Below are 25,817 nucleotides of genomic sequence, written 5' to 3'. Positions count from 1 at the left end.
GCCACGGATGTCACCTGGACATCATGGGAGTCACGCCGGCGGCCGGGCGAGTTTGGCGGCCACGGCGTCGAGGACCCAGTCCAGGCCGGTCGCGAAGGACGTCTCAGCATCCACCTCCGTGCCGTCGTGCACGAACTTGGCCAGCGCGGGGAAGCGGCCCGTGGCCAGCATCCTCGTCACATGCGGGCCGGAGGCGAGCTGCCAGTCACGCTCGGACAGGCCCGTGGCGCGCTCGGCCCGCAGGTTCGCGATCTCGCGCCTGATCGCGCCGGTGAAGTAGGCGCTGACGGTCTCCACGGCGCGCATGACGGTCTCGAGGTCGGCGAGGCCGTCGAAGGCGGCCAGCGTGGCCTCAGTCACGGCGAGGGCGTTCGGGCCCAAGGTCGGACGGCCGCCGAGCAGGTCGGCCAGCCATTCGTGACGGAGGGTGGCCTGCCTGGTGCGGTGGGCGCGGACGCGCAGCACCTCCCGCCAGTCACCGGGCCGCTCCTCGGGGAGGATCTCGGCGTGGACCTCGTCCACCATGAGGTCGAACAGCTCCTCCTTGGTGGAGATGTATCCGTACAGGCGCATCGGGCCGGCCTCCAGCCGGGCGGCGACCTTGCGCAACGACACCGCCTCCAGCCCGCCCTCGTCGGCCAGCGCGATGGCGGCGGCAACGATTCGCTCCCGGTCGAGCGGCGCGGGGCGAGTCGGCGGCTCCGGCCGATCCCACACAGTCATGGTTACATCGTACTGTTGCGATACGCTGTAATAGGGCAATACAGTGTATCGACATGAGACATCGTATCGCCGTGATTGGAGGCGGCCCCGCCGGCCTCACCTTCGCCCGCGTCCTGCACCGCCACGATCACCCCGTCACCGTCCTCGAACGCGACCCCGCCCCCGACGCCCGTCCTCCGGGCGGCACGCTGGACCTGCAGGAAGGGATGGGCCAGCTCGCGCTGGGCAAGGCGGGGCTGCTGGCGGAGTTCCAGGCGCTGTCCCGGCCCGAGGGACAGGCCATGCGCATCCTGGACGCGGACGGGACCGTCCTCCGCGACTGGCAACCCCGTCCGGGTGACCGGGCCAATCCCGAGATCGACCGCGGGCAACTCCGTGACCTGCTGCTCGGCCCCCTGGACGTTCAGTGGGGGCGGGGCGTGACGGAGGTGGTGCCGGAGACCCGGGACGGCGTGCTGGTCCGTTTCGCGGACGGGCGGGAGGAGACGTTCGATCTCGTGGTCGGCGCGGACGGCGCCTGGTCCCGGGTCCGCCCGGCGGTCTCGTCCGCGACGCCGCACTACACCGGCGTCACCTTCGTCGAGACGTCCCTGGACGACGTCGACACCCGCCACCCCGACCTCGCCCGGCTGATCGGCGACGGTTCCATGGCTGTGTACGGGGTGAACCGCGGCCTCGTCGCCCAGCGCAACAGCGGCGGCCACGTCAAGGTATACGCCCAGTTCCGCGCGCCGCTGGACTGGCACACGGACCTGGACCGGCATATGGGCCTGAACCGGCGCGCGGGCCTGGACGCGGGCCTGGACGCGGGCCTGGACCTGGCCGACGTCGAGGCCGTGCGATCAAGCCTGCTGGCTCTGTTCGACGGCTGGGCCGCTCCCGTCCTCGACCTCCTCCGCCACGGCACCGCTTTCGTCCACCGCCCCCTCTACATCCTGCCCGTGTCCCACACCTGGGCCCACGTCCCCGGGGTGACGCTACTGGGCGACGCCGCCCACCTGATGCCCCCATTGGGGGTGGGCGCGAACCTCGCGATGCTGGAAGGCGCCGAACTCGCCGAGTCCGTCGCCGCCGCCCCCGGCCCTGGCGATCTGGACGAGGCCGTCCGCGTCTTCGAGGAACAGATGTGGGCACGGGCCGGCGGATGGGCGAAGATCACGACGGCCGGTCTGGAACGCCTCGTGAGCCCGGACCCCACCGAAGCCCTGGCCTTCTTCGACGAAGTCCAGCCATCCTGACTGTCAAGCGCGAGAGCACCGGCACCAGCAGCTCGCCACGGCTTCACGGGGCAGCACGGCACCGCCGCGGTTCCTTCCGGCGGATACCGGGCTCAGTCGAGACAGCCGAGATGCGGGCCATGAGTAGATCTTGAAGGCGCCGGCCTGGGCAGACGGCAGCTCGCACATAGGGTTGAGCACCGCCCCGACTTCCGAGATTCCGCATCCCGGGGCATCGGAGAGGCTCCAGCCCGCTTCCGAGACTACGAACATGATCGGCTCGTGGCCGCTTCTGGCCGTATCTCGGCCGGACCCGTCGATCGCCCCGACCCCCTACGGGGCCGGCCCCGACGGGCGACCGTCACGGCCCCGCCACGACCCCCGGAAGACGGGACGCGGCCGGGGCCGGGGGCCAGGCTCGACGTCATGAGCAAGCGGCAGGTGGAGTTGATGGGCGGTCCGGGCCGGGACCGCCGGCTACGGCCGCCGGTCCGGGGGCGTGTGCACGTTGACCTGCCGCACGTCGGTGGTGCCGAAAGCCTGGATGCTCATGCCTTCTTCTCAGGTCAAGTGTTGTCGTGGTGCTGATCCGGGAGGGGTGCCGTCGTCCTACCGGTAGGAGCCCTCGGCGAGGTCGGCGACCGCGCCGTCGCGCTGGGGACGCCAGCCGAGCTTGTCGCGTGCGGCGTCGCCGCTGACGCTCTGGTCGAGGGCGAGGGCGTCGGCGAACAGGGCGCCGAGCGCCTCACGCGCCTGGTCAAGCGGCCAGCTCTGCGGTTCCGCCTGGACGCCGGCGGCGCGTCCGGCCGCGGAAGCGAGGTCGCGGACGGCGACCGCGGTCTCGGCCACACCGTGCCAGAGCGACCCGGCGGGTGCCCGCTCCACCGCGGAGACGAACAGGTCGGCGAGGTCGTCGACGTGCACCATGGGCCAGCGTACCGCCTCTTCCCCGACGAACCTCGGCGCCGCGTGTTCGCGGGCCAGGTTCACCAGGAGAGCGGGAATGCCGCCACCCCGGCCGTGCACGATGCCCGGGCGGATCACCAGGGCGCGCACACCGCTCTCGGCGGTGTCGAGCACCTGACGCTCGATCGTCGGCCGGTATCCCACGATCGGGATGGGGTTGGCAGGGGTGTTCTCGTCAACGGGGCCGGGCCCGGTGGCTCCCAGCACCCAGACACCGCTGGTGTAGACGAAAGCTCGCCCGGTACCGCGCAGCGGATCCGTCAGCGCGGCGATCGCGGCGGCGTCAGTCTCGGCGTCTCCGGTGGGCGTCGCCATGTTGATCACAGCGTCTATGTCGGGGGTCACCGCCTGGGTGAGCGAACGCGGATCGGTCAGGTCGCCGACACGCTTTTCACGCCCGTTCTCCGGGCGGTCGTCGGTGGCGCGGGTCAGTTCGACGATCTGATGTCCGGCCTCGTCCAGGTGGTCCGCGACCGCCGAGCCGAGGTAACCGCCGGCACCGATAAGCAAGATCTTCATCAAAGTCTCCCCTCGAAAATTTCGATGTCGAAAACTTAAATCACTGCGTTCGCAAGTGTCAAATCCTTCGATGTCTAAGTGTTAGCCTCTGTACAAAGCCACGCTCAGGACAGCTCAGGACAGGACTCACGATGACGACCGACGGACTCCACGACGGAGTGGACGTGATCATCAGCCAGTGGCAGACGGCGCGCCCCGATCTGGACTGCTCACCGATGGAGATCATCGGTCGCCTGTCCCGGGTCTCCCGCCTCCTCGAACGCGCCATCAGGGACCACTTGTCCGCGTACGACATCGAGCCCTGGGAGTTCGATGTGCTGGCCACCCTGCTGCGCTCCGGGCCTCCCCACGTCCTCAACGCCGGCGAACTCAGCACGGCGGCGATGGTCAGCTCGGCCGCCCTGACCAACCGCATCGACCGGCTCGAGAAAAAGGGCCTGGTCGACCGCGCCGTCGATCCGGCCCATCGGCGCCGCGTCCTGATCTCCCTCACCGATCAAGGGCTGAGCCTGGTCAACAGGCTCGTCGAGCATCACGTCGCCAACGAGCGGCGGCTCCTGGAGGGCCTGAGCTCCGCCGACCGCGACCAGATCACCGTGCTCCTGCGCCGCCTGCTCGTCTCCCTCGGCGACACGGGGCCGGACACCTCCGCCACCGGCGCATGCTGAGAACGCGTCGCGTCACCGTCTCGCAGCTGGTCGCCGAGGTGGGCGAGCCGTCTGAACCGTGATCACACCGGCGTGACGCGACGCGTTTCCGGGCGGCCGGATCGCCGGTCATCCGCGAAAAGTCACGAGAGGAACCCGCGAAGTCCCGAAAGGCGGGGAAGGCCGTCGTCCGTGGAGGAGCGTTCAGCTCATTCCCGTTCGATCGGGATGCGTGGAGGAGCGTTCGGCTCGATCGGGATGAGGGCGGCCGTGGAGACCGGAACTCCAGCGGTCGTGGTGGACGGCGGCCCACAGGGGGCGCCGATCCCGCCAGCCGTTCCGCTCGAGGTCGGGGGCGGTCTCCAGGTGGGTCACCGGCCCCACGCACAGCCACGCGACGGGGCGGATCGGCGCGGGGATGGCGAGAAGGTCGTTCAGGAACGGCTCGCGGTAGAACGACACCCAGCCGACACCGAGATTCTCGGCGGTGGCGGCCAGCCAGAGATTCTGGATGGCCAGGCACACCGAGTACAGGCCCGCGTCGGCGATGGCGTGGCGGCCGAGAACGGTGGGGCCGCCCCGATCCGGGTCATAGGTGACCACGATCGACAGTGTGGACTCCAGCACTCCTTCGATCTTGATCCGGGCGAACCGCCGTACGGCGGAGGCGTCAAGGGTCGCGGCGAAGACCGCGCGTTCATGCTGGACGTGTCCGTGGAACGCGGCGCGGACGGCGGGGTCGCGCACGACGATGAAGTCCCAGGGCTGGGAGAGACCGACGCTGGGCGCGGCGTGGGCCGCAGACAGGATCCGGTGCAGGGCCTCGTCGGGGACGGGTTCACCGGTGAACTGCGCGCGCACGTCACGGCGGCGGTGGATGACGTCGTAAAGCTGGCTGTCCATGGGCAGGCTCCCGCTGCGTTCGTGCCCCTTCAAGGGGCTGTGAGCGCAAGGCCGGTCTTCGGACTCCCGGATCGACGCCTGACCACCCGCCTTCCCAGCCCTCGCGGGCCAGTGGCTGCGCATGCGCGCGTGGGCGGCGGCTCCCCGGTCACCGCGGCGGGCCCGTGCCGGAATCACACCGGCTTCCCGATTCTCCTCACCGACGCGAGGCACCTTGCAACAGTTTCGCCGCTCAGTACGCTAGCGGATTCCCGACCTCACCGCGCCGCTCACCCGGCGACGGCCAGGGATCATGCGATAAGGACCGTCCCCCCCGGGCATTCCAGCGAAAGGGGAGACCACCGTACGGGGTGAGAGCCCCGCGGAACCTCCGTGTCCGCGCCAGGGCGCCATAGGGACCGCGGTCGACGTCACCGTCGCCGAATTACGGACGGAGGCCTTCCGGTGATGTTCAGAGGGCCAAGGCTCGCTCGACGGTACCCAAGTCCAGATCAACGAGATGCGCATCAGGAAAGCGGAGGTCCGCCCAGAAGTCGCCAGGGCTCTGCAGGCCCAGGCGCACCTTCACCCAAACAGTCATCGCCATGCCATGTGCCGCCACCACGAGTGGGCGCCCGCTGGCAAGTGCGAGATGCTCGGTGATCCCATCGTCGAAGCGCTTGGCGACCTCGGCCCGCGGCTCCCAGTCAGCATGATCCGCGCCTTCCACATAGGCGCGCCGCAACTCGCGGTAGTTACCCTCCCACGGCTCCACGCGGGTGACCTCGTTGAACCGTCGATCACGCGTGACCGTGTCGTCGCCGCCCAGAGTCTGCCAGGCCTTCGGCTCGTCGCTGGAGACAAGGCAGGCGTCTTTGGGCAGACGGGCGATCAGCCGCTGAGCCGCCTGCCACCCCTCAGTGCCGAGCGGCCATTCGTGCGGTGGGACGGTCGGACCGTAGGCAGGCATGGCATGGCGGACCAAGAGCAACATCTCAGGGAATATACCGAGCCGACACCCTCATAACCCCGGGAAACGATCACAGAGATGCCGGGAAGCGATCTTCTCAATGCCTGCTCCACCCCAGGCCGGATCTACTTGTGAACACTCCAACCGGGGGCTACGACAGCCCCCACAAGCAGCAGCGGCACGAGCCCCAGGCAGATCACCACGACGTGGAGCGCCCTGGGGCGTCGACCGCCCGCCTGTCGCCAGGCGAGCACCGCAGCGGCCGCAATGGCGAGCGCCAGCAGCAGGTGCGCGCCGTACCGCCACAGGGCCGGCACGCCCCCCATGGTCTTTTCGGCGAACGGCTCCCCGGCCAGTGTGAAGCCGATGACCATGTTGAGCGCCCCCAGGCCGAGCAGCGCGATCCCGGGCAGCCACCGGAGGAACACGCCGCTGAGCGCCGTGCGCACCACGATCCCCGCGAGCAGGAGCACCGACGACCACTGGTGAAGCAGCTGCACGAGCACGCCGCCGGCCACGTCGAAGCTGAGCTGCAGCGCCGAGGCATAGGCCTCGGCCATCATGACGCCGCGCAGCGGCTCGTAGGAGCCGTCATAGATCACCTGGGCGCCGTCATGGCTCACCTGGTCGCTCGGCGTGTGGAAGAACGCCAGGAAAGCACCGGTGAGCACGACGATCACGAAGCAGGAGATGAGCCGCTCGTCCACCGACCTCTTACCGGACCACAAGTTTCCGATTCAATAGGCGTCGGAGAGCAACAGGTCAGCTAGCCGGAGTGTCACCCGCCTCCCGAGCCGGGACTGTCGCACGGGTCCTGAGGCCTGACCGGCCTCGGCGCGATGCCCTCCAGGTGCTGGAACGCAGGTGGGCGGGGGGTCAGGGTCCAGGGGACCCGCTAGGTCTAGCGGCCGGCCTCCGCTGCCGGTGGGGGAGCGACCACCGGGACGTGGGCGTCGGGGGCGTCAGCCTGTTCTGGCCGGCCTGGGGCGGGCATTGCGCAGGCGGATGCCGCTCCAGCCCAGAGAGCTGGTGGTCACCGCATCCCAAAACGCCCAGAGGTTGTCCAGCACTCTGAGCTGGATCCCGGCCTCCTCGTGCAGCTGGAGCAGGCTGCCGACCGGTTCGGGCGGGCCGAGCGGTTCGACGGGCTCGGTGGCGACCATCGCGTTCGGCACCGGCTCACCGATCGGGACGAACTTCTCGGCGGGCAGGCGGTAGCCGTACAGGCGCACGGTCAAGAACGCCTCCAGCCAGCCGTACTCGATCGCATGGATGCGCCGCCCGCAGCCGGCACCGATGATCCGTTCCCGGTCGGCGTCCGTCGTGTCCGGCACGGTCCAGGCCATGGCGCGCGGGCACTGGCGGGGAAACCAGTAGTCGGGGCAGCGATCGGCCGACACAGCCCACACATATGCCTCCGGTTCTTGTGCGGTGGTTGCCACGTGGGGGACAAATCGGGTGATCTCCGGGTCCTCGGAGAAGTGCAGAACTTGACCTGGTCTGGGCCGCATGACCCGTGTCTACCATCGTGGCCCAAGGGCGCACCCCTTCCCGGAAGGTTGGTATGGCCGGGAGAGGGGAGCGCTGGTCGGCGGGGCGGCCGTCGCGCAGGTGGTCGGTGGGGATGCGCCAGGCGGTGAGGCGGACCTGGCGTCCGCCTTCGGCGGGGCCGTGGACGCCGCGCCGATCGGTTGGGGGACGGCGTGGGGCGATGTGACGCTCACTGACGAGTGACCTGGTCGAGGGCGGCGGAGAGCTGTTTGAGCGCCTCGATGACCTGCTTCAGCCCGTCGAGGCCGAGCTCGTCCACCACCCGGTCCGCCAGTGCTTCCAGGTCGGGGTCGATCCGCTCTATCGCGGCCATGCCCTTCGCGGTGGGCCGCAGCAGCTTGGCCCTGCGATGGGCGGGGTTGGGCTCGTACTCGGCCAGGCCCTGGTCCACCAGCAGATCGGCGGTCCGCTGCACGCCCTGCCTGGTCAGCCCGCGGAGCCGGGCGATCTCGGCCACGGACATGGGCTTGTCGGGGACCGCGCTCAGTACCTGCCACCAGGCGACGGTCATCCCCGCCGGCTTGGCGAGCGTGTCGCCGGCGCCGAGGAACTGCCCGTTGAGGCGGTAGACGGTGAGCGCGGCCTCCGACAGCAGATCTCCTGTCTTGCTCATATGTCCGATGGTGCCATCAGCGCTTCGAAGGCCGAGGCGTCGTTGTGTGCGAACAGCCGGTACCAGGCGTCCAGCACCTGGGGGGTGTACAGGTCCAGCTTGGCGAAAATCTCGCGGGCGAAGTCGACCGGTGCGGTGGGGGTGCCCGTGATGAGGTCTCCGTCGGTCACGGCGGGCGCTTCGACGTAGCGCTCCGCGCCGCCGTAGCCCTGCTGCGCCTGCAGGTACGGCAGCGCGGCGCTGGTGTGGCCCCGAGTGTCGAAGATCCCTTCGCGAGCCAGCCCGGCCGTCGCGCCGCAGATGGCCGCGACCGGCACGCCCGCTTCCAGCAGGTCGCGGGCCTTGCGGGCGAAGGGGGAGAGTCCGTCACCTTCGTCCCAGAGTGCGGCGCCGGGCAGGATGAGCATCGCCGCGTCCTTGATGGAGTCGAGCGAGATGTCGGGGGTGACGCGCAGGCCGCCCATGGTGGTGATCGGGTCGGTCGTGAGACCGACGGTGACGAGCTCGTAGCGGCCGGGGTCCCTGTGGTGGTGACCGTTTCTGATGTGGGCGGTGGCGTGTCCGGTCTCCCAGTCCGCCATGGTCTCGTATACCGCGTGGTAGATCTTGTTCATGACAGCATCTTGTCACAATGACAACATGCTGTCAATTAGGCGCGAGAAGACGGATCCGGCCGAGGTGTGGGGGAGGGTGGTCATGGATCGATCTTTGAGGCGCTGAGCCGGGAAAACTGCACGACCTCACCGGAGGGTCGTACGGCTGGGTGTCGTCGCCGAGAGGGGCCGTCGTCGCGGATCGTCGTCCCTTCGCTGGGTCCGATGGCTTCTCGCGACCCAGGCACTCTCAGGTCGTTCTCTCCGCATTTACATACATGATGTATGTATGTATTGTCGCCGGCGTCACCATCACCTGAAGGGGCGGTCATGCGGGCGATACAGCAGTCGGCGTGGGGAGAGGCCGAGACCATGGCGTTGGTCGAGGTGGAGGAGCCTGCGCCGGTGTTCGGCGAGGTGCTGGTCAGGGTCATGGCGGCCGCGGTCAATCCGGTGGACGTCTTCACGCGCCGGGGGCAGGCGTACAACCGGGTGCTCGACCTGCCGTTCATCAACGGCTGGGACGTCGCGGGGACGGTGGTGAAGACCGGCTACGGCACCACCCGGTTCCGGCCCGGCGATCGGGTGTTCGGGATGCCGTGGTTCCCCCGGGCCGCGGGTTGTTATGCCGAGTACGTCACCGCCCCCGCCCGCCACTTCGCCCGTATGCCGGAGGGCTTGAGCTTCACCGAGGCGGCGGCGCTGCCGCTCGCCGGGTTGACGGCGTGGCAGATGCTCACCGAGGTCGCCGCCGTCGCCCCGGGACAGCGGATCCTCGTGGCGGGCGCGGCCGGGGGCGTGGGACACCTGGCGGTCCAGATCGCCAAAGCCCGCGGCGCCCATGTGACCGGCACCGCGAGCGCCGCCAAACATGCCTTCGTCCGCGGATTGGGGGCGGACGAAGTGATCGACCACACCACGACAGAGGTGTCCGCCGCGGCGCGTGACATGGATGTCGTCGTCCAGATGTTCGGCGGCGAGGCCGGGCTCAAGGCACTGGAGTGCCTGCGGCCGGGCGGCGTCCTGGTCAGCGGGCAGGCGGCCTGGACCCCCGGGCTCCACGAGCGCGCCGACGAGCTCGGCGTGCGTGCCGCGGCCTACCTCGTCGATCCCGACGGCGCCGGGCTCGACGCACTGGCCGGCCTCGTGACCGAGGGGTGGTTGAAGGTGCACGTCGACGCGGTGTTCCCGCTGGCGGAGGCGGCCGAGGCGCACGACCTCGTCGGCTCGGGGCGTACCAAGGGCAAGGTTGTGCTCGCCGTCGGCGAGATGGACTGAGGAGGAGCAGTGTCGGAACAGCACACCACACCGGCTGACGTGGTCCGGGCTTACGCGCAGGCCAAGAGCCGCGCCGATATCCAGGCGGCTCTGCGGTACTGCAGCCCGGACACCGTCTTCGAGACGATCGCGTTCCAGGCAGCGGCGACCGGCATCGATGAGGTCGCCCGACAGACCGCCGCGGCCTGGCGCAAGCAGGCGAAGGCGGTGGCGCGATGACAACGTACGTGCTGGTTCATGGGGCCTGGCACGGCGGCTGGTGCTGGCGGCACGTGTCCGCGCGGTTGCGAGAGGCCGGCCATGAGGTCCACACTCCGACGCTGACCGGTCTCGGCGAGCGGGCCCACCTGGCCGGCCCCGAGATCGGCCTGCGGACGCACGTGGACGACCTGCTGGGCCTGCTGAGGTATGAGGATCTGCGGGATGTCGTGCTCGTCGGGCACAGTTACGCCGGCTTGGTCGTGCGCGAGGCCGCCGACCGTGTGCCGGAACGCGTCTCCCAGATCGTCATGGTCGACGCCTGGGCGGGCCGGGACGGGGAGTCGCTGGACGATCTGGCTCCCGCGTTCTTCCTCGACTGGATCGAGTCGGTCACCGTGGACGGCATGATCCCGCCCTCCCCGGCGGCCGCCGTCGGCGTGACGGAACCGGATCAGGTGGCATGGCTGGAGCCCCGGCTGACGGCCCACCCCCGGCGAACGTTCTCCGAGCCGACCCGGCTGTCCGGGGCCGTCGACGCGATCGCGTGCCGAGCGGTGCTCTGCACACCCGGCGGCCCCATGCCGTTCGCGCGGCTGGCGGACGAGAACGGCTGGGCGGCCACCGTCCTGGACGTCGGCCACGACGCCATGGTCACCGCACCGCAGGCGCTGGCGGACATCCTGCTGCAGCACGCGTACACGTCCTGAGCCGGGCGCAGGCCACGTGGTCCGCCACCGAAGTGAGGATCGGCCACCTGCCGGCCCGGCTCACACTCGGCACCGCGACACTGCCGCCTGCGCTCCGGCATCCGATCTTGTCGTCGCGCCGACCCGCTGCCTTGGACCGGCTCGCCGATGGGCGCCTGATCGCGGGCCAGGTCCCGCCGCTGCTTCACGTGCAGGGCCCGTGACGGCTGGGAAACACGTCCGCCACGCATGTTCTTCTATCCTTGGGCGTAGAACAAGAGGAGATATGCGGGTGGCAGGGAACACGAGTGTGCGCCGGAGCCAGCACGAGCGCACCAAGGCGACCATGGGTGCGCTGGTGGCGGCGGCGCGCGAGCTGTTCGTCGCCGAGGGTTTCTCCGCCACCGCGGTGGACGCGATCTGTGCCAGGGCCGGCGTGACACGTGGCGCTTTCTACCATCACTTCAGTAACAAGGAGCACATCTTCCGCGAGGTCTACGCCGCCGACCAGAAGGACCTCGCATTGATCGTCCGGCAGGCGTTCCAGGCCCAGCCGGATCCGTGGGACGGGATGTCGGCGGGCTGCCGGCGCCTGCTGGAGGCATCCCTCGAACCCGCCGTACGCCAGATCACGCTGGTCGAGGCGCCGGGCGCGCTCGGCTGGTCTGCCATGCGAGACATCCAGGCCGGATGCAAGGAGCAGATGCGGCGCGGGCTGGCCATCGCGATCGAGGCCGGGTGCATCCCCGATCGGCCGTTGGACCCCGCCACCTCGCTGCTGTACGGGGGGATCTGCGAGAGCGCCCTGGACATCGCACGCGCCTCGGATCAGCGGGCCGCGCTGGAGGGCTCGCTGGCCGAACTCGATCTGGTGCTCGCCGGCGTCGCTCACCGTTCTGCTCCAGGCTGCGCGCACAGCGAGCGGCGGGGTGCCGTCTGACCGCGCGGTCCTCCGGCTCCAGCTCCGTGAGCCGCCGTCCCTCCTCGGACAGCCGTTCCGCCCGACGACCGCCTCGGTGGACTCGCGGTGCTTGAGCTTCAACCACCGGCGTGAGCCGTCGTGTCGGGACCGGAGCTGCTTGACCACCAGGCCCTCGACCCCGGCTAGGTGCATCGTCTCGTACCAGGTCCGCGCCTCAGTCGCATCCGTCGCCGCCGGCGGTGGGCGGGCGTGGACCAGCCCGGTGAACTCGCGCATTCACTCAGCCGGCCCGTCCCTGACTGCGAATTCGTCGTAGGTCCGGGGACGGACGGGTGGGAGTGGTCGTGGCCGGGCTGGTCCGATCGAGGAGGGTTCGAAGCCGTCAGGCCAGACGGTGCTCTCATCGAAAACCACCCGTTTCAGGGAGGCGCCGGTCAGCACGGCTCCGCTCAGAGTGGCTCCGCGGAGATCGCTGTAATCGAGGCGGGCGCCACACAGGTTGGCGTTACGCAGGTCAGCTTTGCTCAGATCGGTGGCGCGCAGGTCGATGCCCTCGGCGATGATGCCGGTCAGGACGGCGTCACGTAAATCGGCCTGGTAGAGGACCGCGTCGGGGAGGATCGCCCCGGCCAGCCGTACTCCAGTCAGATCTGCACGGGTCAGATCGACTCCGACGAGGGAGGATTCGGTGAGATCGCTGAAATGGAGATCCACATCCTGGAGCCGGGCGGAGGCGAGGTTGGCCTTGGGCAGGACCACCCGGTCCAGACCGAGCACCTGGCCTCTCACTGATTGGCGGCGGCCGAGAACGGTGAGTGCCGCGTGGAGGTCCGGAGCTCGGAGGGAGAGGTTGACCGAATCGTCGGGGGTCGCGGCCGTGCGCTGGGCGTCCTGGGCGTTTCTGTGAGGGTGGCGGGTGCGGGTGCCGATGAATGCGGTGAGGATCTCGCCGATGGTGCGGCGGTCAGCTGCGGAGGAGCGTGCGATGCGTTCCAGGGCGTAGATGCCGCCGAGTCGGACGTCCACGCTGGAATCGCCCAGGTGGGCGATCGCGGCGGCGAACGATTCGGTGGCCTGGCCGTGGCGGCTGAGCTGGAGCTGGCGCCAGGTGAGGTAGGCGCCCACCAGAAGCACCAGGCCGCCTACTCCCTGGAGCAGGGCTGTACGGATGTTGTTCACGGCGGCCGCGTAGTCGGCCGGCGGTTGCGCGGATCCCAAGTCCCAGGCGAGCAGGTGACGGGGGAGCAGGATGGCACAGGCCAAGGCGGCCATGCCCAGGAGTGCGGTGACGATGAAGGGAGCCGAGAGCCGCTGGCGCCAGGACGCGCCGACGCGGGCGATCTTGTCCGTTCGGATGGGGTGGCGGGGGAGCGGGGGCGTGCGGTCTTCGATGCGCGTCATGGCCTCACCGAGGGTCGGGCTAGGAGGGTTGCATCGGTCGAGGCTCCACTGTCTCGTGGAGTCAACGCGTTCAATCTAGATCCACGTGGCTCACCGGACCACATGGTTGGGGTGCCGTTAAGAAACGCGTCGGCCCGGGAGAAGCCTGAGTGCAGGAATCAGCGGTAGGAATGATCATGGGCAGCTATCGCAGACAGTGGGTGAGTATCTGCGGCTTCTGGCCTCGCACTCCCTGTGGAGCATGGACGGGAGACCTTCGGGGATGGCTGACTCCACATGGTCATCTGCGATAACGATCTCGGTCCGCCGTGCGAGCGATCACGCAGCGTACAACCGCACGATTCGGTTCCGACGTTCCTCAGCCCCCGGATCCTGCAGGTGGTGCGCGACCTCGGCACGGCCCGGGTGACCGACCTCGCGGAACGGCAGCGTCGGCAGAGGCCGCATCGATCGACTCGGCAGCGGGGTCTGAATCCAGCCCTTGGCGTCCGCCGCCGATATGGCGCTGTACCAGGCGTCGGCCATCTTGGCGTAGCCCGCGTCCGTCGGGTGCGCGTCGTTCTGCAGTCCGAGGGGCATCACCCGCAGCGAGGAGGGACGCGAGGGCCGCAGCCCACCCCAGTCCCCGTCGCTCCGTTGGGGGAACAGACGGAGCAAGCCGAAAGGGTTAGTTAACAGGGCTGGTCAGAGCCCTTGATGGCAGCTCATGCAGCGGGCGGTGAGATCTGCTTCGACAGGGCGAGTCGCTCGGCGCGGGGGTACCGCTCAGGTCGTCTTCTCCGTGTCGGTGGGCAAAGGACGGGAGGGGGTTCGCGCGTTGTTCGGCGCGGTGTTGGTGCGGCGGAGCATCGTGATGATGAGCACGGGGCCGATGGCGAGCAGGAAGGCGAGCGCGGCGTAGCCGTAGGTGAGGCTGGTCATTGTGGCGATGGCGGCGACCAGGAGCGGGCCGCCCGCGTCGCCGAGTTCGCGTCCCAGTTCGGCGGCGCCCATGGTCTGGCCGAGGCGTTCGGTGGGGGTGGAGGCGGCCAGGGCGGCGAACCCCAGGGGGGTGATCAGGCCGGTTCCGGCGCCGATCAGAGCGGCGCCGGACAGCAGGCCGGGCAGGCCGGGCACCATGGCGCAGCCCAGGCCCGCGGCGGTGAGCAGCAGTCCTGCGGTGATGCCGCCGCGTGCGGTGATACGTCCCTCGTCGAGGGCGCGTCCGGTTCTGGGCTGGACGAGGGCGGCGCAGGCGGCGAGCACCGACACCGCCGCTCCGGTGGCGATGGTGCCCAGGCCGGCCGCGGCGCCGGTGACGGGCAGGAAGCCCACGCCGACCGACAGCGCGGCGGTCGCCGCGGCCAGTGCCGCGGTCGGGCCGAGGAAGGCCGGATCGGCGAGGCGTCTGGCCAGATCGAGCACCGTCTGTCGGGTCTTGGGCAGCGGGGGTACGGCCGGGACGGCGAGCAGGGCCCAGGCGGCGACCGCCACGCCGAGCACCGCCAGTACCGCGAACAGCAGCCGCATTCCTCCGGCCCACACCAACACGCCGCCGAGCAGCGGGCCGAGGGTGTAGCCGATGGACTTGTGAAAGCCGTAGGAGCCGAAGGCGCGGCCGTGCTTGGCTGCCGGGTTGAGGCGGGCGACCAGTGCGGAGGCCGAGGGGGAGAAGGCGGAGGCCGCGGCGCCCTGTCCCAGGCGGGCCGCCCACAGCCAGCCGGGGCTGTCGGCGACGGCGTAGGCCGCCGAGGCGGCGGCGAAGGCGATGAGCCCGCCCAGCAGCACCGGGCGGGCTCCGACGCGGTCGGCGAGCGTGCCGAACAGCGGCTTGAGCAGCACCTCGGCCCCGTCGTACAGGGCCAGCAGGCCGCCCAGCACCAGCAGTGAGGTGACCGCGTCCTCGGAGAAGCCGCCGAGGTTGGCGGCGATGCCGTGCGCGCCGAAGGCGGTGGTGAACCCGGCCGCGTACAGCGGCCACATCTGCCGGCGTGGCGCCGCCTGGGCGGCATCCGCCGAGTTCATGGATTCTCCGGTGATGTCTGGTGCAGGGCGCTGAACACCTTTTCCGCGTAGTCCTCGCAGGCCGCGACGCACTGCTTGAGTCGCTCGGCGGCCTCGGCCGCCTCGGGTGCCCCGAACACGTCCCGGGCCGTCAGGTCCCGGTACCAGCGGCGCAGCCGCTCCAGGCTCTGCTCCTCTTCTTCCAGTTCGGCCAGCGTGAACTTGGCGTTGCGGATCTCCTTGGCCAGTTCCTGGCCGAACTTGCCGCAGTCGGCCAGGAACTCGGTCCAGTCCGCGGAGCGCGCGGCGGTGAACAGTGCCTGCAGACGGGTGGCGTCCTCGGGACCGTGGCCGGATGCGCGCATGGTGATGGCCTGGCCTTTGGCCTGTTCGGTGAGTTCCAGCACGCGTGCCAGACCGTGGGCGAAGACGGGCACGTCCGGTACCGTCCATACGCCCTGGCCGAGCGGCACCGCGCCGATCTTGCGCAACTCCCGCCAGGCTGCCACTCGGTGCCGCGATGGCTCCGCGGGCAGTTTGATCACCAGGATCAGCCAGCCAACTTCTGCCTTTACTGTCACATTGGGGAATGTAACATGGATTACATCTGGCTGGTGAGGGGAGGGCTGGAGATGCGAGGAAGGCGACAGCGGCGGCAGGGACGCAACGGTGTGAGTCTCCGAGCTCAACCGGGCCTGTCGGGCGGTGAGCGCTCCGGTGCCGAGCAGCGCGAGGATGACGGCCGCTCCTCACCCGCCGGCCGACAGCGGTACATCATGATCGCGCCGCTGTCCGCTGTCCTGCCCGTGCTTGCGCGGCTGTGGGGACTGAGCGGTGGATCCGGCTATCTCACCATCGCGATGCTGGTGTTGCTGGAGAACTTCGGCGTCCCGGTGCCCGGCGAGACCGTGCTCATCGCCGGCGCGGCCTACGCCGGCCAGGGCCACCTCAACATCGTGGCCGTCGCCGCCGTGGCGTTCTTCGCCGCGGTGATCGGCGACAACATCGGCTATGGCATCGGCCGTGCCGGCGGCCGCCGCCTGGTCACCCGCTACGGCCGCTACCTGCTGTTGACCCCCGCCCGCTTCGCGCGAGCCGAACGGTTCGTCGCCCGCCACGGCACCAAGATCATCATTGGGGCGCGGTTCATCGAAGGTCTGCGCCAGCTCAACGGCGTCATCGCCGGCACCACTGGCATGCCCTGGCGCCGCTTCCTCGCCTACAACGCCCTCGGCGCCGCCCTCTGGGTCGCCCTATGGACAGTCCTCGGCTCCTACGCCGGCCGCCACCTGGTCACCATCGAAGACGACCTGCGCCACTACCAGTGGTACGCCATCACGGCACTCGCCCTGCTCGCCGGCGCCTACGCGGGCCTCCACCTCGTCCGCCGACGACGACATGCCCGCCACGGCCCCCGGCAGCCCTGATGGCGACCCGCCCACGGCCTCCTGCAGCGACATCGTGTCCGGCCTGCTCACCTTGGCCGGGTACGCCTACGACTCGGCAGCCGGCCGACCTGCCCGACCAGAAGGTGCGGCGCATCGATGCGCGCCGACTACGGGCCGTTCACCGACGTCGCCCGCGGCCGCATCGACCTGGGGCGCATCGAGCGGCACCGGGAGGACATCCCGCGGATCGTCGGGGCGATCCGCACCGGCGCGGCCCGCGCCTGTGAGGTGACCCGGATGCTGTCGCGCGATGGCCGCTCAACCCCGTCCCGTGAGAGCCGGCCCGGTGTTCACGGGACGGGGGCCGATCTGGGCTGGTTCCTGCCGGCGAGGGCGTGGGCGACCAGAGCGTTGGCGTGGCCGTGACCCAGGCCGTGCTCGGTCTTGAGCCGGCCGACGAGTTCCATGTGCTTGGTCAGGGGTGAGGCATTGATGAGATCGATCCAGTCCTGGACGGGGCGGCCGTACTTGGTCTCGATCGAGGAGAAGTAGCCGGCGGGGTTGCCCTTGACCGGTGTGGCCATGTTCTGCGGTCCCGTTCCGGCGGTGGTGGTCAGGCCAGGGTGGTGTGGATGATGTCGGCGCTGGTGGTGGCGTCGGTCGCCAGGCCCTGGTGGTCGCCGGGGAAGACCAGCGGCGCGGTGTCGAGCCGGTCGGCCAGCACCCGGGCCGACAGGGCGGGGACTCCGTCGCCGGAGGCGATCCCGACGCCGACGGCGATCGGGACAGAGCCGGAGCGCAGCGCGGCGACGTCAGGGGTGAAGCGCAGTACGGGCAGCAGGATGTGGGACAGGAAGTGGTCCAGGTTGCCCTGGATGCGGCCCATCATCTCCAGCGCCTCAGGCGGCATCCGGGAGGGGTCGGGCATCGGGGGAGGGGTGGCGTTCTCCCCGTCGACGGTGGTGATGAACTTACCCATCGCCGCGCCGGCGCCGTGTTCGCGGTAGGTGTCGTGCACGTTCTGGAAGGCGGCTCGCCAGTGGTCGCGGTCGGGCAGCAGCTCGGGGAGCGGCGGCTCGTGGGCGATCAGGGCGCGGACCTGTTCGGGATGACGGGTGGCCAGGTCCAGGGCGGTGAGCGCGCCGCCGCTGTTGCCCAACACGTAGGCAGGTTCGGCGGTCAGGGCGGCCAGCAGCCGGGAGGCGTCGGCGCTGAACACCGTGACGTCCTGGTCGGCGGGCGGTCCGGTCAACGGGCTGCGAGACAGACCGCGCTGGTCGTAGGTGACCACGGTGTAGCGGTCGGCCAGCACGGCCGCCAGGGCGGCCAGCGCTCCGGCGTCGGCGGGCGCGCCGGGGATCATCAGCAGCAGCGGCCCGGATCCCCGGACCTCGTAGTGCAGACGCGCACCGGGCACCTGGAGCATCTTGGTCTGGACATCGTTCATGAGGGTGTTCCGTTCTCGTCCGGTGGGGGTGGATCAGAGAGGGGGGTGGGTCAGGCGGGCTGGTAGGTCAGGTCGAGGACGCCGTTGGCGAAGGTGGCCGACCGGGCCAGCTCCAGCGGGACCGGTGGGGTGTCCTCGGGGAACAGGCGCATGCCGGCGCCGACCACCAGCGGGTGGACCAGCAGCCGCAGCTCGTCCAGCAGACCGGCCGCCAGCAGGGTGCGGACCAGGCTGACGCTGCCCGACAGCGCGATCGTGCCGCCGGGCTGCTCCTTGAGCTCCTTCACCGCCGCGACCAGGTCACCCTCGATCAGGGTGGAGTTGTCCCAGGTGACCTGGGTCAGGGTCGTGGAGGCCACGACCTTGCCGATGCCGTTGATCGCGTCGGCCATCTCACCGGTCTGGTGCGGCCACACCGCGGCGAACGCCTCGTAGGTGACCCGGCCCAGCAGCAGCGTGTCGGCCTCGGCGTACATCTGACCGACCACCGCACCCATCTCCTCGCTCAGGTACGGGAAGTGCCACCTCTCCGGCGCCTCCACCACGCCGTCCAGCGAGATGAACAGCCCAGCCGCGATCTTCCGCGCCGTAAGGCCGTCAGTCATGCGATCACTCCTCACACATCACCAGGTGAACCGGTCTGGTGGCCGGACGAGCAGCAAGCTTGTCTTTTGCAAGCATGCTTTGTCAACTGAAGTTCGCTGTAGGATGTGCAGCATGATGGCTCGTGAGTACGGACAGTTCTGCGGCCTGGCCCGCGCGTTGGAGATGGTCGGCGAACGCTGGATGCTGCTGATCGTCCGCAACCTGCTGTCGGGGCCCCAGCGCTACGGCGACCTGCGCAAGGGCTTGCCCGCCATCCCGACCAACATCCTGTCGACCCGCCTCAAACGACTCGAGGAGGCGGGCCTGGCCTCCCGACGCGCGCTGCCCCACCCCGAGCGCGCGGTCGTCTATGAGCTCACCGACTACGGACGCGATCTGGAACCGGCGCTGATCGCGCTCGGCCGCTGGGGCGCCCGCACGATGACCGAGCCCCGCCCCGGCGAGGCCATCACCGCCGAATCGGTGGCCATGGCCTTCCGCACCACCTACCAGCCGGAGGCGGCCCGGGACACCACCGTCGGCTATGAGGTGCGCATGGGCGAGTTCACCCTCCGCCTGCAGATCACCGTCGGAGCCCTGACGGTCGGCATCGGTCCGCACCCGGCCCCGGACCTCATCATCGAAAGGCTGAACGACCAGGGGATCCACGCGCTGATGACCGGTGCCAAGACCCCCGATCAAGCACTCACCGACGGCAGCGTGCGGGTGGAGGGTGATCCCGCACTTCTCCACCGGTTCGTCCAGGCGTTTCGCTTCTGACCAGCCATCCGGCGGGACGCCGCCGGTCTGCCGCACCTACCCTCCGACCGGCTCCACCTGGGGCGCGGCCAAGGTAAGCCCAAAACCCACAAATGCGATCTTGATTGAGCGAGTCGATGCAGGTCGGCCGCATTGCTCCTGGGACCCCGAGAGGTGGCGCGCATCCGCCGGAGGCGCTCGGCTCACTGGTCCGTCACGGGGCCGGCTCGCGACCTCGCCGGCTGGAAACGAGTCGGAGCCGGCGACCGATGACCCCATTGAGTGTGGCCTTCCCCGGCACGGGGGTTCCGGGGGAGGGGCGGGAGGACGTCGGAGAGCGCGCTGGAGGTGACGGTTCTGGCCGGACGGGACGATCTCACCCCGGCGGGCGCGGACGCCGAGGCCGTGGCCGGTGAGCGGCACGTGGCCGCCGAGCCCCTCGCCGTCGCCGGTAAGCGGTACGCGGCCTTCATCTCCTATTCGCGGAGCGCCCGGGGAGCGTTCGCCCCCGCCATCCAGCGGGGGCTGCAACAGCTGGCCAGGCCCTGGCATCGCCGGCGGGCGCTGGAGGTCTTCCGGGACACGACCGGCCTGGCGGTCACCGCGGAGCTGTGGCCCAGCATCCGCTCCAACCTCGACAGGTCCGCCTGGTTCGTCCTCCTGGCTTCACCGGAGTCCGCCCGGTCCAGGTGGGTCGGCAAGGAGATCGGCCGGTGGATCGAGGTCAAGGGGCCACAGACGATCATGATCGTGGTGACCGACGGGGGCTGCGTCTGGGACGAGGCGGCCGGCGACTTCGACCGCGCGGCCTCCACCGCCGTCCATCCGGCGCTGCACGGCGCCTTCGGCGTCGAACCCCGCTACCTGGACATGAGATGGGCGCACGAGGACGTCCATCTGACCCTGCGGAACGCGTCCTTCCGCGGCGCGATCGCGGAACTGGCCGCGCCCATGCACGGCCTCGCCAAGGACGAGCTCGAAGGCGAGGACGTCCGGGCGCAGCGCCGGAGGGTCCAGGTGATCACCGGCTCGGTGCTGGCGATGGCGGTGCTGCTCGTCCTGTCCGTCGTGGCGGGCCTGATCGCGGTCCAGCAGCGTGACCTGGCGGAGGTCAGACGTCAGGACGCCCTGTCACGCCAACTGGCGGCGCGGAGCGAGAACCTCGACGACACCGACCCCGTCCTGTCCCGGCTGCTCGCCGTGGCCGGGTGGCGGATCATGCAGACACCGGACGCCCACGCCGGTCTGCTGAACGCGCTCGCCAACCCCTCGGTGGGCGGTTTCCCCGGCCACAGCGGGAAGCTCAACGGAGCCGCGTTCAGTCCCGACGGCCGCTCCCTCGCCACGACGGGGGAGGACGGCACGGTCAGGTTGTGGGATCCCGTCACCCGCCGGCAGCTCGGGCAGCCCCTCACCGGCCACAGCGGCCCGGCCCAGGACGTGGCGTTCAGTCCCGACGGCCGGTCTCTCGCCACGACGGGGGAGGACGGCACGGTCAGGTTGTGGGACCCTGTCACCCGCCGGCAGCTCGGGCAGCCCCTCACCGGCCACAGCGGCGCGATCTACGGGGTGGCGTTCAGCCCCGACGGGCGGACGCTCGCCAGCGCCGGGGTCGACGGTTCCGTCAGGTTGTGGGACCCCGCCACCCGCCGCGGGCTCGGGCGTCCGCTCGGCAACCCCGGTCCGGTGTACGACGTGGCGTTCAGCCCCGACGGCCGCACCCTCGCGACGGGAGGCAACGACAAGGTCGTCCGGCTATGGGACGCGGTCACCCGCCGCCGGCTCGGCCGCCCGCTCTCCGGGCACACCGAGACGGTGCTGCGGGTGGCGTTCAGTCCCGACGGGAAGACGCTGGCCAGCGCGGGGGACGACGGCACGGTCAGGCTGTGGGATCCAGTCACCCACCGGCAGCTCGGGAAGGCCCTCACCGGCCACACCGACAACGTCATCTGGGAGGTGAGATTCAGCCCCGACGGCCGGTCCCTGGCCAGCGTGGGAGGTGACGGCACGGTCAGGCTGTGGGATCCGGCCACCCACCGGCAGCTCGGGGAGGCCCTCACCGGCCACACCGACCAGGCCAGGGCCATGGCGTTCAGCCCCGACGGCGGGACCTTGGCCAGCGCGGGTAACGACGGCATGATCAGGCTGTGGAATCCCGCCGTCCATCGCCGGCTCGGGCGGCCTCTCACCGGTCATACCGGCCCGATCAGGGCGCTGACCTTCAGCCCCGACGGCAGGACCCTCGCCACCGCCGGGGACGACAAGACGGTCAGGTTGTGGGATCCCGTCACCCGTGAGGAGACCGCCGCGCCGCTCACGGGTCACACCGACGCCGTCCTGGGGGTGGCGTTCAGCCCGGACGGCCGTGTGCTCGCCGGCGCCGGAGGGGACCGGACCGTACTGCTCTGGGACGCCGCCACCGGGCGGCGGATCGGGGCGCCGCTCACCGGGCACTCCGGCCCGGTGTACGACGTGGCGTTCGGTTCCGGCGGGCGGGTCCTGGCAAGCGCGGGCGCCGACGGGACGGTCAGGCTGTGGGACGTGCGGACGCGCCGGCCGCTGGGCCAACCGCTCACCGGGCACACCGACACGATCTGGACGGTGACCTTCAGCCCCGACGGCAGGACCCTCGCCACCGGCGGCCTCGACACCACGATCAGGTTCTGGGACGCCGCCACCGGCCGGCGGCTCGGGGCGCCGCTCACCGGGCACCCCGGTCCGGTGTACGACCTGGCCTTCAGCCCCGACGGCAGGACCCTCGCCGGCGCCGGAGTCGACGGGACGGTCAGGCTGTGGGACGTGCGGACGCGCCGGCCGCTGGGCCAACCGCTCACCGGGCACACGGGCACGGTGCTGCGGGTGGCGTTCAGCCGGGACGGACGGCTGCTCGCCAGCACCGGGGTCGATGGGACGATCAGGTTCTGGGACCCCGAGGCGTACCGGCAGATCGGCCGGCCGATGACCGGCTCCGGCGGCTCGTCCCTGGGGGTGGCGTTCAGCCCCGACGGCCGTACCCTCGCGACCGCGGGCGAGGACGGCGCCGCGCGGTTGTGGGGGACCGCGACGGCGGCCGACCCGGTGGCGCTGCTCTGCGCGACGGCGGGCCGTACCCTCACCGACGCCGAGTGGAGCCTGCACCTGAAGGACGAGCCGCGCCGGCCCGTCTGTCCATAGTGCGGTGACCGGAAAGGTTCACCGGGTCTGACCGGTTACGCCACCAGGCGTCGGGGGTGGTGCCGGCCCGACAAAGGTTTCCGGGCATGGCCTTCGACCTCGTGCATGATCAGCCGTGGCCTCTGAGGCCCTGGCCCGTCGGGCCCCCGACCCACCTGGCACGGGCAGCCCCTTGAATGGGCCTATGCCATCCGAGGATAAACATCAGCCGGTCGCGCCGGTGCTGTTGGTCACCCTCCTGATCGTGATACTGGCCGAGACCGCCACCTGGCTGGCCTGGCCGTCCATGACCACGCTGGGCGACCCCAGCCTGTTGGCCGTCGCGTGTGTGTCCGCCGCCGGGCTGGTGCTGGCACGACGGCGCTGGCCGCTGGTCGCGCTGCTGGGGGCGGCGGTGCTGTTCGGCCGCTTCATCGAGACCGGGGTCGCCCTCGCGGTCATCGCGTACGGCACCGCCAGCCGTATCCCGGCCCGCGGCGTCGCATGGGTGCCGGCCGGAGCCCTGCAGACGGTCATTGCCCTGGCGCCCGCACCGCCGGCGGCCTGGCGGCAAGTCACCGTCGTCATGGTCACGATCTCGGTGATCTGCCTGGCCGCGCCGGCGCTCCTGGGGCTCATCGTGGTCCAGCGCGAGCGACTCGTGCACGCCCTGCGGGAGCGCAACGACGTACTGGAACGCGCCCACGAGCTGACCGCCTCACGGGCCCGACTGCTCGAACGTTCCCGGATCGCCCAGGAGATGCACGACCTGATCGGCCACCGGCTCGGCCTCATCTCCCTGTACGCCGGAGGGCTGGAGCTGAGCGCCACTCCTCCGCTGGCCGAGCGCGCACGACTGGTGCGGGACACAGCGGCCACGGCCATGAACGAGTTGCGGGCCGTCCTGAAAGTCCTGCGGGGCGGCGCGGACAGCCCCTCCGACGGCCTCACCGACGCGACGGGCACCCGCGCGAATTGGAGCGCCTGGTCGGCGAATCGCAGGCGGCCGGGACCGAGGTCTCCCTCCGCTGGACCGGACCCGACATCGGGCAGGAGCACCGGGCGGTACGGATAGCCGCGCATCGGCTGGTCCGCGAGGCGCTGACCAACCTCCATCGGCACACGCCTGGAGCGGCGTGCCGGGTGGAGGTGCGGCACGAGCCGCACGAGCTGGTCCTCGCGGTGGAGAACGGGCCCTCGCCCGGCACGGCCGACAGCGGGTCGGGGAGCGGGCTGGCCGGGCTCGGGAGCGGGTGCGCCTGTTGGGCGGCACGTTCACCGCCGGTCAGCCGCCCGGAGGCGGCTTCCGGATCCTGGCCCGGTTGCCCTGGGACGGAGCCGCCTTCACCGGATCGGCGGTGAGCCCGCCCCCACCTACGCCGACCGCCCTGCCGCACGGCAGCTCGCGTGCCGGGCTCGCGCTGGCGCACGCGGCCGGGACAGCGGCGGTGGCGGTGCTCCTCGGCACCGCCCTGGCCTACCTGCCGTTGCCGTCACGGGCAATCATGATCGACATCGGGATGGCCGACACCGCGCTGCGCCGCGCCGTCGGGACGTCGGAGCCGATCGCCGAACTGGCCGCCGCCGGCCACGAGCCGCTCCGCCCCGAAGGCACCCGCTGCCGGTACTTCTACGCCGGCTACGACATCACCGCCGACCCGGTCCGCATCGTCCGCTACTGCCTGGCCGGCGAGTGCATCGTGGACAAGCGGCTCATCAGCGTGCGCGTGGGCCTAAAGAATGACGTGCGCGTGGGCCCGGGAGAATGAGCGGCATGCCTATCCGCGTCCTGCTCTCCGACGACGAAGCCCTGCTGCGCACCGGTGTCCGTCTGATCCTGGAACACGCCGACGACATCGCGGTCGTGGCCGAGGCGTCCGACGGCGCGGAAGCCGTCGCCGACGGCCACGCCATCCTCGCTCCACAGCTCACCCGCCGCATCCTCGACCGCTACCTCCAGCGCGAGAACCGACGGGCCGGCGAGCTCATCGCCGTCCTGTCCGAGCGGGAGCACGAGGTGCTCGTGCTGGTCGGCGCCGGACACTCCAACGCCGAGATCGCCAAAGACCTGTTCATGGGCGAGGGCACGGTCAAGACCCATGTCAGCCGCATCCTCACCAAGCTCGGCTGTGGCAATCGAGTCCAGGCGTCGATCATCGCCCACGACGCCGGAATCCTGCCCGATCGTTGACACGCAAGACCCGATCGGCAGATGTGCGGCCACCCCGGCGTTCTCCGAGCTTGAAAGCATGTTCCCGACCGTCACTGGCCTGCTGGCCGCCTCCTCCACGGGCCTCGGCCTGCTCACCCCGCTGTCCGCCGCCCCCGAATGGTGCCCCACCGTTTCGGCCACGGTGCCTCGACCATGACCTCCGCCTGCCTGAAGTGGCCGGCCCACCGGCCCTACACCTCGACCGGGCACTTCCCCGACGTGCCCGTCCTCGGCGTCGCCGCCGACCTCGACGCCACAACCTCCGTACACGCCACCCGCCAGTACCGCGACGCCACCTTCCTCAAGGTGCCCAACATGGGGCACGTGGCCGAATACGACCCGAGCGGCTGCGTGGCCGGGATCACTTCCGGATTCATCCGCCACGGCAAGCTCGGCGACACCGCATGCCTGGCCGCGATCCCGCCCGTGAAGGTGGAGCCGGTGGCAAACTCGAAGCGGTGACCCGCCCCCAGGTACGGCGCCGCCTGAGAAGTAACCCCTGAGTTCCTGCAGGACTCTCCACGCTGGTCCGCCCCAAAACCACCTCGGAGGAACTGCCGCCGGACTCGGGTGGCGTCCACCACCGCGACGGCCGCGTCTACGGGTGGGCCGCCCAGCGCGGCGTCCCCGTCGGCATGAACACCGGCGGCCTGTGGTTCTCCGGCGCGGCCGCCCCCTGGCTGTCGGAGTGGGACCGGACGGTGTTCGCCACCTGCCGGCCCAGCTACCACATGCGGCAGAACCCGGCCGGGCAGTGGGCGCTCCGCGCGGTGCTCACCGTCCCCGTGCCGGGCCACCCGTCCCCGTGCCGGGCCGCCCGGCGCGGCCGGCCGCGCCGGTGGTGATCAGCCGCTCGAACCTGGCGCTCACCGCGGCCGCCGTACCGCAGCCCGCCCCCGCGGTCCCGGAGATCGACCATGACCGGCTGGCCGCCTCGCCCGCGCCCGCCGTCGTCGACGAGACGGAACGACGCGCCGCCGCCCGCGCCGAGATCGAATCCCTGTCCGCCGGGCTCGACCCTGGTGGAGAGGCCAGGGTTGCTGCGGTGCCCGAGGTTGACCTGATGCGTCGAGGAATCCGGTAGCTGACAGCGGGGAGACCGAGGATCCTGACGGGCATGG

At 70.7% G+C, this 25,817-nt stretch carries 31 protein-coding genes and 1 riboswitch; of the genes, 16 read left to right on the top strand and 15 right to left on the bottom strand.

Annotated features, from left to right (window positions below):
* Positions 1 to 30: 30 nt before the first annotated feature.
* A complete protein-coding gene (locus J2S55_RS41770; protein ID WP_306872746.1) occupies positions 31 to 723 on the bottom strand; it encodes a TetR/AcrR family transcriptional regulator in 693 nt (230 codons plus the stop codon).
* A gap of 53 nt (positions 724 to 776) precedes the next feature.
* Here J2S55_RS41770 and J2S55_RS41765 point away from each other — a divergent pair, with 53 nt between their 5' ends.
* A complete protein-coding gene (locus tag J2S55_RS41765; protein ID WP_306872743.1) occupies positions 777 to 1,961 on the top strand; it encodes an FAD-dependent oxidoreductase in 1,185 nt (394 codons plus the stop codon).
* Between the two features lie 588 nt (positions 1,962 to 2,549).
* Here the strand turns inward: J2S55_RS41765 and J2S55_RS41760 are convergent.
* A complete protein-coding gene (locus tag J2S55_RS41760) occupies positions 2,550 to 3,425 on the bottom strand; it encodes an NAD-dependent epimerase/dehydratase family protein (protein ID WP_306872741.1) in 876 nt (291 codons plus the stop codon).
* 131 nt (positions 3,426 to 3,556) lie between these two features.
* Here J2S55_RS41760 and J2S55_RS41755 point away from each other — a divergent pair, with 131 nt between their 5' ends.
* Positions 3,557 to 4,093, top strand: coding sequence for a MarR family winged helix-turn-helix transcriptional regulator (locus tag J2S55_RS41755; RefSeq protein WP_306872740.1), 537 nt, complete (start codon positions 3,557 to 3,559; stop codon positions 4,091 to 4,093).
* Positions 4,094 to 4,276: 183 nt separating this feature from the next.
* Here J2S55_RS41755 and bluB read toward each other — a convergent pair whose 3' ends face one another.
* The 6 genes from bluB to J2S55_RS41725 form a co-directional block, all read right to left on the bottom strand.
* On the bottom strand, positions 4,277 to 4,975 hold the full coding sequence (gene bluB, locus J2S55_RS41750) for a 5,6-dimethylbenzimidazole synthase (RefSeq protein WP_306872737.1): 699 nt from the start codon (positions 4,973 to 4,975) through the stop codon (positions 4,277 to 4,279).
* A 32-nt stretch (positions 4,976 to 5,007) separates the two neighbouring features.
* Positions 5,008 to 5,202, bottom strand: a riboswitch (cobalamin riboswitch).
* Between the two features lie 224 nt (positions 5,203 to 5,426).
* Entirely contained in the window at positions 5,427 to 5,948 is a 522-nt protein-coding gene (locus J2S55_RS41745; RefSeq protein WP_306872735.1) for a histidine phosphatase family protein, read from the bottom strand.
* A gap of 101 nt (positions 5,949 to 6,049) precedes the next feature.
* Positions 6,050 to 6,652 (bottom strand): cytochrome b family protein, encoded by a 603-nt coding sequence (locus J2S55_RS41740; protein WP_306872732.1) that lies wholly within the window; start codon positions 6,650 to 6,652, stop codon positions 6,050 to 6,052.
* A gap of 234 nt (positions 6,653 to 6,886) precedes the next feature.
* Positions 6,887 to 7,435: a DUF6886 family protein gene (locus J2S55_RS41735; RefSeq protein ID WP_370879758.1), complete on the bottom strand. Its 549-nt coding sequence runs from the start codon at positions 7,433 to 7,435 to the stop codon at positions 6,887 to 6,889.
* Positions 7,436 to 7,644: 209 nt separating this feature from the next.
* Positions 7,645 to 8,088: a MarR family winged helix-turn-helix transcriptional regulator gene (locus tag J2S55_RS41730; protein WP_306872727.1), complete on the bottom strand. Its 444-nt coding sequence runs from the start codon at positions 8,086 to 8,088 to the stop codon at positions 7,645 to 7,647.
* Entirely contained in the window at positions 8,085 to 8,702 is a 618-nt protein-coding gene (locus J2S55_RS41725) for a type 1 glutamine amidotransferase family protein (protein WP_306872725.1), read from the bottom strand. The genes J2S55_RS41730 and J2S55_RS41725 overlap by 4 nt, the downstream gene beginning before the upstream one ends.
* Before the next feature lie 309 nt (positions 8,703 to 9,011).
* On the opposite strand from J2S55_RS41725, the gene J2S55_RS41720 reads away from it, so the two are divergent.
* The 4 genes from J2S55_RS41720 (at position 9,012) to J2S55_RS41705 (ending at position 11,786) form a co-directional block, all read left to right on the top strand.
* Complete coding sequence (locus J2S55_RS41720; RefSeq protein ID WP_306872722.1) at positions 9,012 to 9,959, top strand: NADP-dependent oxidoreductase; 948 nt, start codon at positions 9,012 to 9,014, stop codon at positions 9,957 to 9,959.
* 9 nt (positions 9,960 to 9,968) lie between these two features.
* The gene (locus J2S55_RS41715; RefSeq protein WP_306872720.1) at positions 9,969 to 10,178 is read left to right on the top strand and encodes a hypothetical protein; all 210 of its coding nucleotides are present in this window, start codon (positions 9,969 to 9,971) and stop codon (positions 10,176 to 10,178) included.
* Entirely contained in the window at positions 10,175 to 10,867 is a 693-nt protein-coding gene (locus J2S55_RS41710; RefSeq protein WP_306872718.1) for an alpha/beta fold hydrolase, read from the top strand. The genes J2S55_RS41715 and J2S55_RS41710 overlap by 4 nt, the downstream gene beginning before the upstream one ends.
* A gap of 271 nt (positions 10,868 to 11,138) precedes the next feature.
* A complete protein-coding gene (locus J2S55_RS41705) occupies positions 11,139 to 11,786 on the top strand; it encodes a TetR/AcrR family transcriptional regulator (RefSeq protein ID WP_306872716.1) in 648 nt (215 codons plus the stop codon).
* A 258-nt stretch (positions 11,787 to 12,044) separates the two neighbouring features.
* Here J2S55_RS41705 and J2S55_RS41700 read toward each other — a convergent pair whose 3' ends face one another.
* The 4 genes from J2S55_RS41700 to J2S55_RS41685 all read right to left on the bottom strand — a co-directional run bounded on the left by J2S55_RS41700 (position 12,045) and on the right by J2S55_RS41685 (position 15,733).
* Positions 12,045 to 13,169, bottom strand: a complete 1,125-nt coding sequence (locus J2S55_RS41700) for a pentapeptide repeat-containing protein (RefSeq protein ID WP_306872713.1) — start codon at positions 13,167 to 13,169, stop codon at positions 12,045 to 12,047.
* Positions 13,170 to 13,487: 318 nt separating this feature from the next.
* A complete protein-coding gene (locus J2S55_RS41695) occupies positions 13,488 to 13,748 on the bottom strand; it encodes a hypothetical protein (RefSeq protein ID WP_306872711.1) in 261 nt (86 codons plus the stop codon).
* A 186-nt stretch (positions 13,749 to 13,934) separates the two neighbouring features.
* Positions 13,935 to 15,173: an MFS transporter gene (locus J2S55_RS41690; RefSeq protein WP_306872708.1), complete on the bottom strand. Its 1,239-nt coding sequence runs from the start codon at positions 15,171 to 15,173 to the stop codon at positions 13,935 to 13,937.
* Entirely contained in the window at positions 15,170 to 15,733 is a 564-nt protein-coding gene (locus J2S55_RS41685) for a Chromate resistance protein ChrB (RefSeq protein ID WP_306872706.1), read from the bottom strand. The genes J2S55_RS41690 and J2S55_RS41685 overlap by 4 nt, the downstream gene beginning before the upstream one ends.
* 90 nt (positions 15,734 to 15,823) lie before the next feature.
* Between J2S55_RS41685 and J2S55_RS41680 the strand changes: the two genes are divergently transcribed.
* Both J2S55_RS41680 and J2S55_RS48545 read left to right on the top strand, forming a co-directional pair.
* Positions 15,824 to 16,579: a DedA family protein gene (locus J2S55_RS41680; protein ID WP_306872703.1), complete on the top strand. Its 756-nt coding sequence runs from the start codon at positions 15,824 to 15,826 to the stop codon at positions 16,577 to 16,579.
* Between the two features lie 117 nt (positions 16,580 to 16,696).
* Positions 16,697 to 16,966, top strand: a complete 270-nt coding sequence (locus J2S55_RS48545; RefSeq protein ID WP_370879757.1) for a Tn3 family transposase — start codon at positions 16,697 to 16,699, stop codon at positions 16,964 to 16,966.
* On the opposite strand, the gene J2S55_RS41675 is transcribed toward J2S55_RS48545, so the two are convergent.
* The 3 genes from J2S55_RS41675 to J2S55_RS41665 are packed head-to-tail and all read right to left on the bottom strand — an operon-like array spanning position 16,891 to position 18,592.
* Positions 16,891 to 17,124: a DUF4287 domain-containing protein gene (locus J2S55_RS41675; RefSeq protein WP_306872701.1), complete on the bottom strand. Its 234-nt coding sequence runs from the start codon at positions 17,122 to 17,124 to the stop codon at positions 16,891 to 16,893. The two genes, J2S55_RS48545 and J2S55_RS41675, sit on opposite strands and share 76 nt — an antisense overlap.
* A 29-nt stretch (positions 17,125 to 17,153) precedes the next feature.
* Entirely contained in the window at positions 17,154 to 17,987 is an 834-nt protein-coding gene (locus J2S55_RS41670) for an alpha/beta fold hydrolase (RefSeq protein WP_306872698.1), read from the bottom strand.
* 50 nt (positions 17,988 to 18,037) lie between these two features.
* Complete coding sequence (locus J2S55_RS41665; protein WP_306872695.1) at positions 18,038 to 18,592, bottom strand: dihydrofolate reductase family protein; 555 nt, start codon at positions 18,590 to 18,592, stop codon at positions 18,038 to 18,040.
* A gap of 112 nt (positions 18,593 to 18,704) precedes the next feature.
* Here J2S55_RS41665 and J2S55_RS41660 point away from each other — a divergent pair, with 112 nt between their 5' ends.
* The 8 genes from J2S55_RS41660 (at position 18,705) to J2S55_RS41625 (ending at position 25,780) form a co-directional block, all read left to right on the top strand.
* Positions 18,705 to 19,352, top strand: coding sequence for a winged helix-turn-helix transcriptional regulator (locus J2S55_RS41660; protein WP_306872692.1), 648 nt, complete (start codon positions 18,705 to 18,707; stop codon positions 19,350 to 19,352).
* A gap of 327 nt (positions 19,353 to 19,679) precedes the next feature.
* A complete protein-coding gene (locus J2S55_RS41655) occupies positions 19,680 to 22,505 on the top strand; it encodes a TIR domain-containing protein (RefSeq protein WP_306872689.1) in 2,826 nt (941 codons plus the stop codon).
* Positions 22,506 to 22,689: 184 nt separating this feature from the next.
* Positions 22,690 to 23,559 (top strand): sensor histidine kinase, encoded by an 870-nt coding sequence (locus J2S55_RS41650; RefSeq protein ID WP_306872687.1) that lies wholly within the window; start codon positions 22,690 to 22,692, stop codon positions 23,557 to 23,559.
* A gap of 178 nt (positions 23,560 to 23,737) precedes the next feature.
* A complete protein-coding gene (locus tag J2S55_RS41645) occupies positions 23,738 to 24,253 on the top strand; it encodes a hypothetical protein (protein ID WP_306872684.1) in 516 nt (171 codons plus the stop codon).
* A 5-nt stretch (positions 24,254 to 24,258) separates the two neighbouring features.
* Positions 24,259 to 24,675, top strand: coding sequence for a response regulator transcription factor (locus J2S55_RS41640; protein WP_306872682.1), 417 nt, complete (start codon positions 24,259 to 24,261; stop codon positions 24,673 to 24,675).
* A 174-nt stretch (positions 24,676 to 24,849) separates the two neighbouring features.
* On the top strand, positions 24,850 to 25,158 hold the full coding sequence (locus J2S55_RS41635) for an alpha/beta hydrolase (protein ID WP_306872680.1): 309 nt from the start codon (positions 24,850 to 24,852) through the stop codon (positions 25,156 to 25,158).
* A gap of 173 nt (positions 25,159 to 25,331) precedes the next feature.
* The gene (locus tag J2S55_RS41630) at positions 25,332 to 25,541 is read left to right on the top strand and encodes a hypothetical protein (protein ID WP_306872679.1); all 210 of its coding nucleotides are present in this window, start codon (positions 25,332 to 25,334) and stop codon (positions 25,539 to 25,541) included.
* Positions 25,538 to 25,780: a hypothetical protein gene (locus J2S55_RS41625; protein WP_306872677.1), complete on the top strand. Its 243-nt coding sequence runs from the start codon at positions 25,538 to 25,540 to the stop codon at positions 25,778 to 25,780. The genes J2S55_RS41630 and J2S55_RS41625 overlap by 4 nt, the downstream gene beginning before the upstream one ends.
* Positions 25,781 to 25,817: the final 37 nt, after the last annotated feature.

Origin of the sequence: Streptosporangium brasiliense, from assembly GCF_030811595.1 — a bacterium.
Lineage (GTDB): Bacteria > Actinomycetota > Actinomycetes > Streptosporangiales > Streptosporangiaceae > Streptosporangium > Streptosporangium brasiliense.
Note: the sequence above shows the minus strand (reverse complement) of the source record. Positions and strands in the feature narration are given on the sequence as shown.

Excerpts from the sequence above, each read along its gene's own strand:
- J2S55_RS41630 (WP_306872679.1), top strand. The coding sequence starts at position 25,332 with ATGAACACCGGCGGCCTGTGGTTCTCCGGCGCGGCCGCCCCCTGGCTG.
- bluB (WP_306872737.1), bottom strand. The coding sequence starts at position 4,975 with ATGGACAGCCAGCTTTACGACGTCATCCACCGCCGCCGTGACGTGCGC.
- J2S55_RS41765 (WP_306872743.1), top strand. The coding sequence starts at position 777 with ATGAGACATCGTATCGCCGTGATTGGAGGCGGCCCCGCCGGCCTCACC.
- J2S55_RS41755 (WP_306872740.1), top strand. The coding sequence starts at position 3,557 with ATGACGACCGACGGACTCCACGACGGAGTGGACGTGATCATCAGCCAG.
- J2S55_RS41660 (WP_306872692.1), top strand. The coding sequence starts at position 18,705 with ATGATGGCTCGTGAGTACGGACAGTTCTGCGGCCTGGCCCGCGCGTTG.
- J2S55_RS41665 (WP_306872695.1), bottom strand. The coding sequence starts at position 18,592 with ATGACTGACGGCCTTACGGCGCGGAAGATCGCGGCTGGGCTGTTCATC.
- J2S55_RS41730 (WP_306872727.1), bottom strand. The coding sequence starts at position 8,088 with ATGAGCAAGACAGGAGATCTGCTGTCGGAGGCCGCGCTCACCGTCTAC.
- J2S55_RS41635 (WP_306872680.1), top strand. The coding sequence starts at position 24,850 with ATGACCTCCGCCTGCCTGAAGTGGCCGGCCCACCGGCCCTACACCTCG.
- J2S55_RS48545 (WP_370879757.1), top strand. The coding sequence starts at position 16,697 with ATGCGCGCCGACTACGGGCCGTTCACCGACGTCGCCCGCGGCCGCATC.
- J2S55_RS41675 (WP_306872701.1), bottom strand. The coding sequence starts at position 17,124 with ATGGCCACACCGGTCAAGGGCAACCCCGCCGGCTACTTCTCCTCGATC.
- J2S55_RS41650 (WP_306872687.1), top strand. The coding sequence starts at position 22,690 with ATGCCATCCGAGGATAAACATCAGCCGGTCGCGCCGGTGCTGTTGGTC.
- J2S55_RS41770 (WP_306872746.1), bottom strand. The coding sequence starts at position 723 with ATGACTGTGTGGGATCGGCCGGAGCCGCCGACTCGCCCCGCGCCGCTC.
- J2S55_RS41725 (WP_306872725.1), bottom strand. The coding sequence starts at position 8,702 with ATGAACAAGATCTACCACGCGGTATACGAGACCATGGCGGACTGGGAG.
- J2S55_RS41670 (WP_306872698.1), bottom strand. The coding sequence starts at position 17,987 with ATGAACGATGTCCAGACCAAGATGCTCCAGGTGCCCGGTGCGCGTCTG.
- J2S55_RS41700 (WP_306872713.1), bottom strand. The coding sequence starts at position 13,169 with ATGACGCGCATCGAAGACCGCACGCCCCCGCTCCCCCGCCACCCCATC.
- J2S55_RS41745 (WP_306872735.1), bottom strand. The coding sequence starts at position 5,948 with ATGTTGCTCTTGGTCCGCCATGCCATGCCTGCCTACGGTCCGACCGTC.
- J2S55_RS41695 (WP_306872711.1), bottom strand. The coding sequence starts at position 13,748 with ATGCCCCTCGGACTGCAGAACGACGCGCACCCGACGGACGCGGGCTAC.
- J2S55_RS41640 (WP_306872682.1), top strand. The coding sequence starts at position 24,259 with ATGCCTATCCGCGTCCTGCTCTCCGACGACGAAGCCCTGCTGCGCACC.
- J2S55_RS41720 (WP_306872722.1), top strand. The coding sequence starts at position 9,012 with ATGCGGGCGATACAGCAGTCGGCGTGGGGAGAGGCCGAGACCATGGCG.
- J2S55_RS41710 (WP_306872718.1), top strand. The coding sequence starts at position 10,175 with ATGACAACGTACGTGCTGGTTCATGGGGCCTGGCACGGCGGCTGGTGC.
- J2S55_RS41690 (WP_306872708.1), bottom strand. The coding sequence starts at position 15,173 with ATGAACTCGGCGGATGCCGCCCAGGCGGCGCCACGCCGGCAGATGTGG.
- J2S55_RS41760 (WP_306872741.1), bottom strand. The coding sequence starts at position 3,425 with ATGAAGATCTTGCTTATCGGTGCCGGCGGTTACCTCGGCTCGGCGGTC.
- J2S55_RS41735 (WP_370879758.1), bottom strand. The coding sequence starts at position 7,435 with ATGCGGCCCAGACCAGGTCAAGTTCTGCACTTCTCCGAGGACCCGGAG.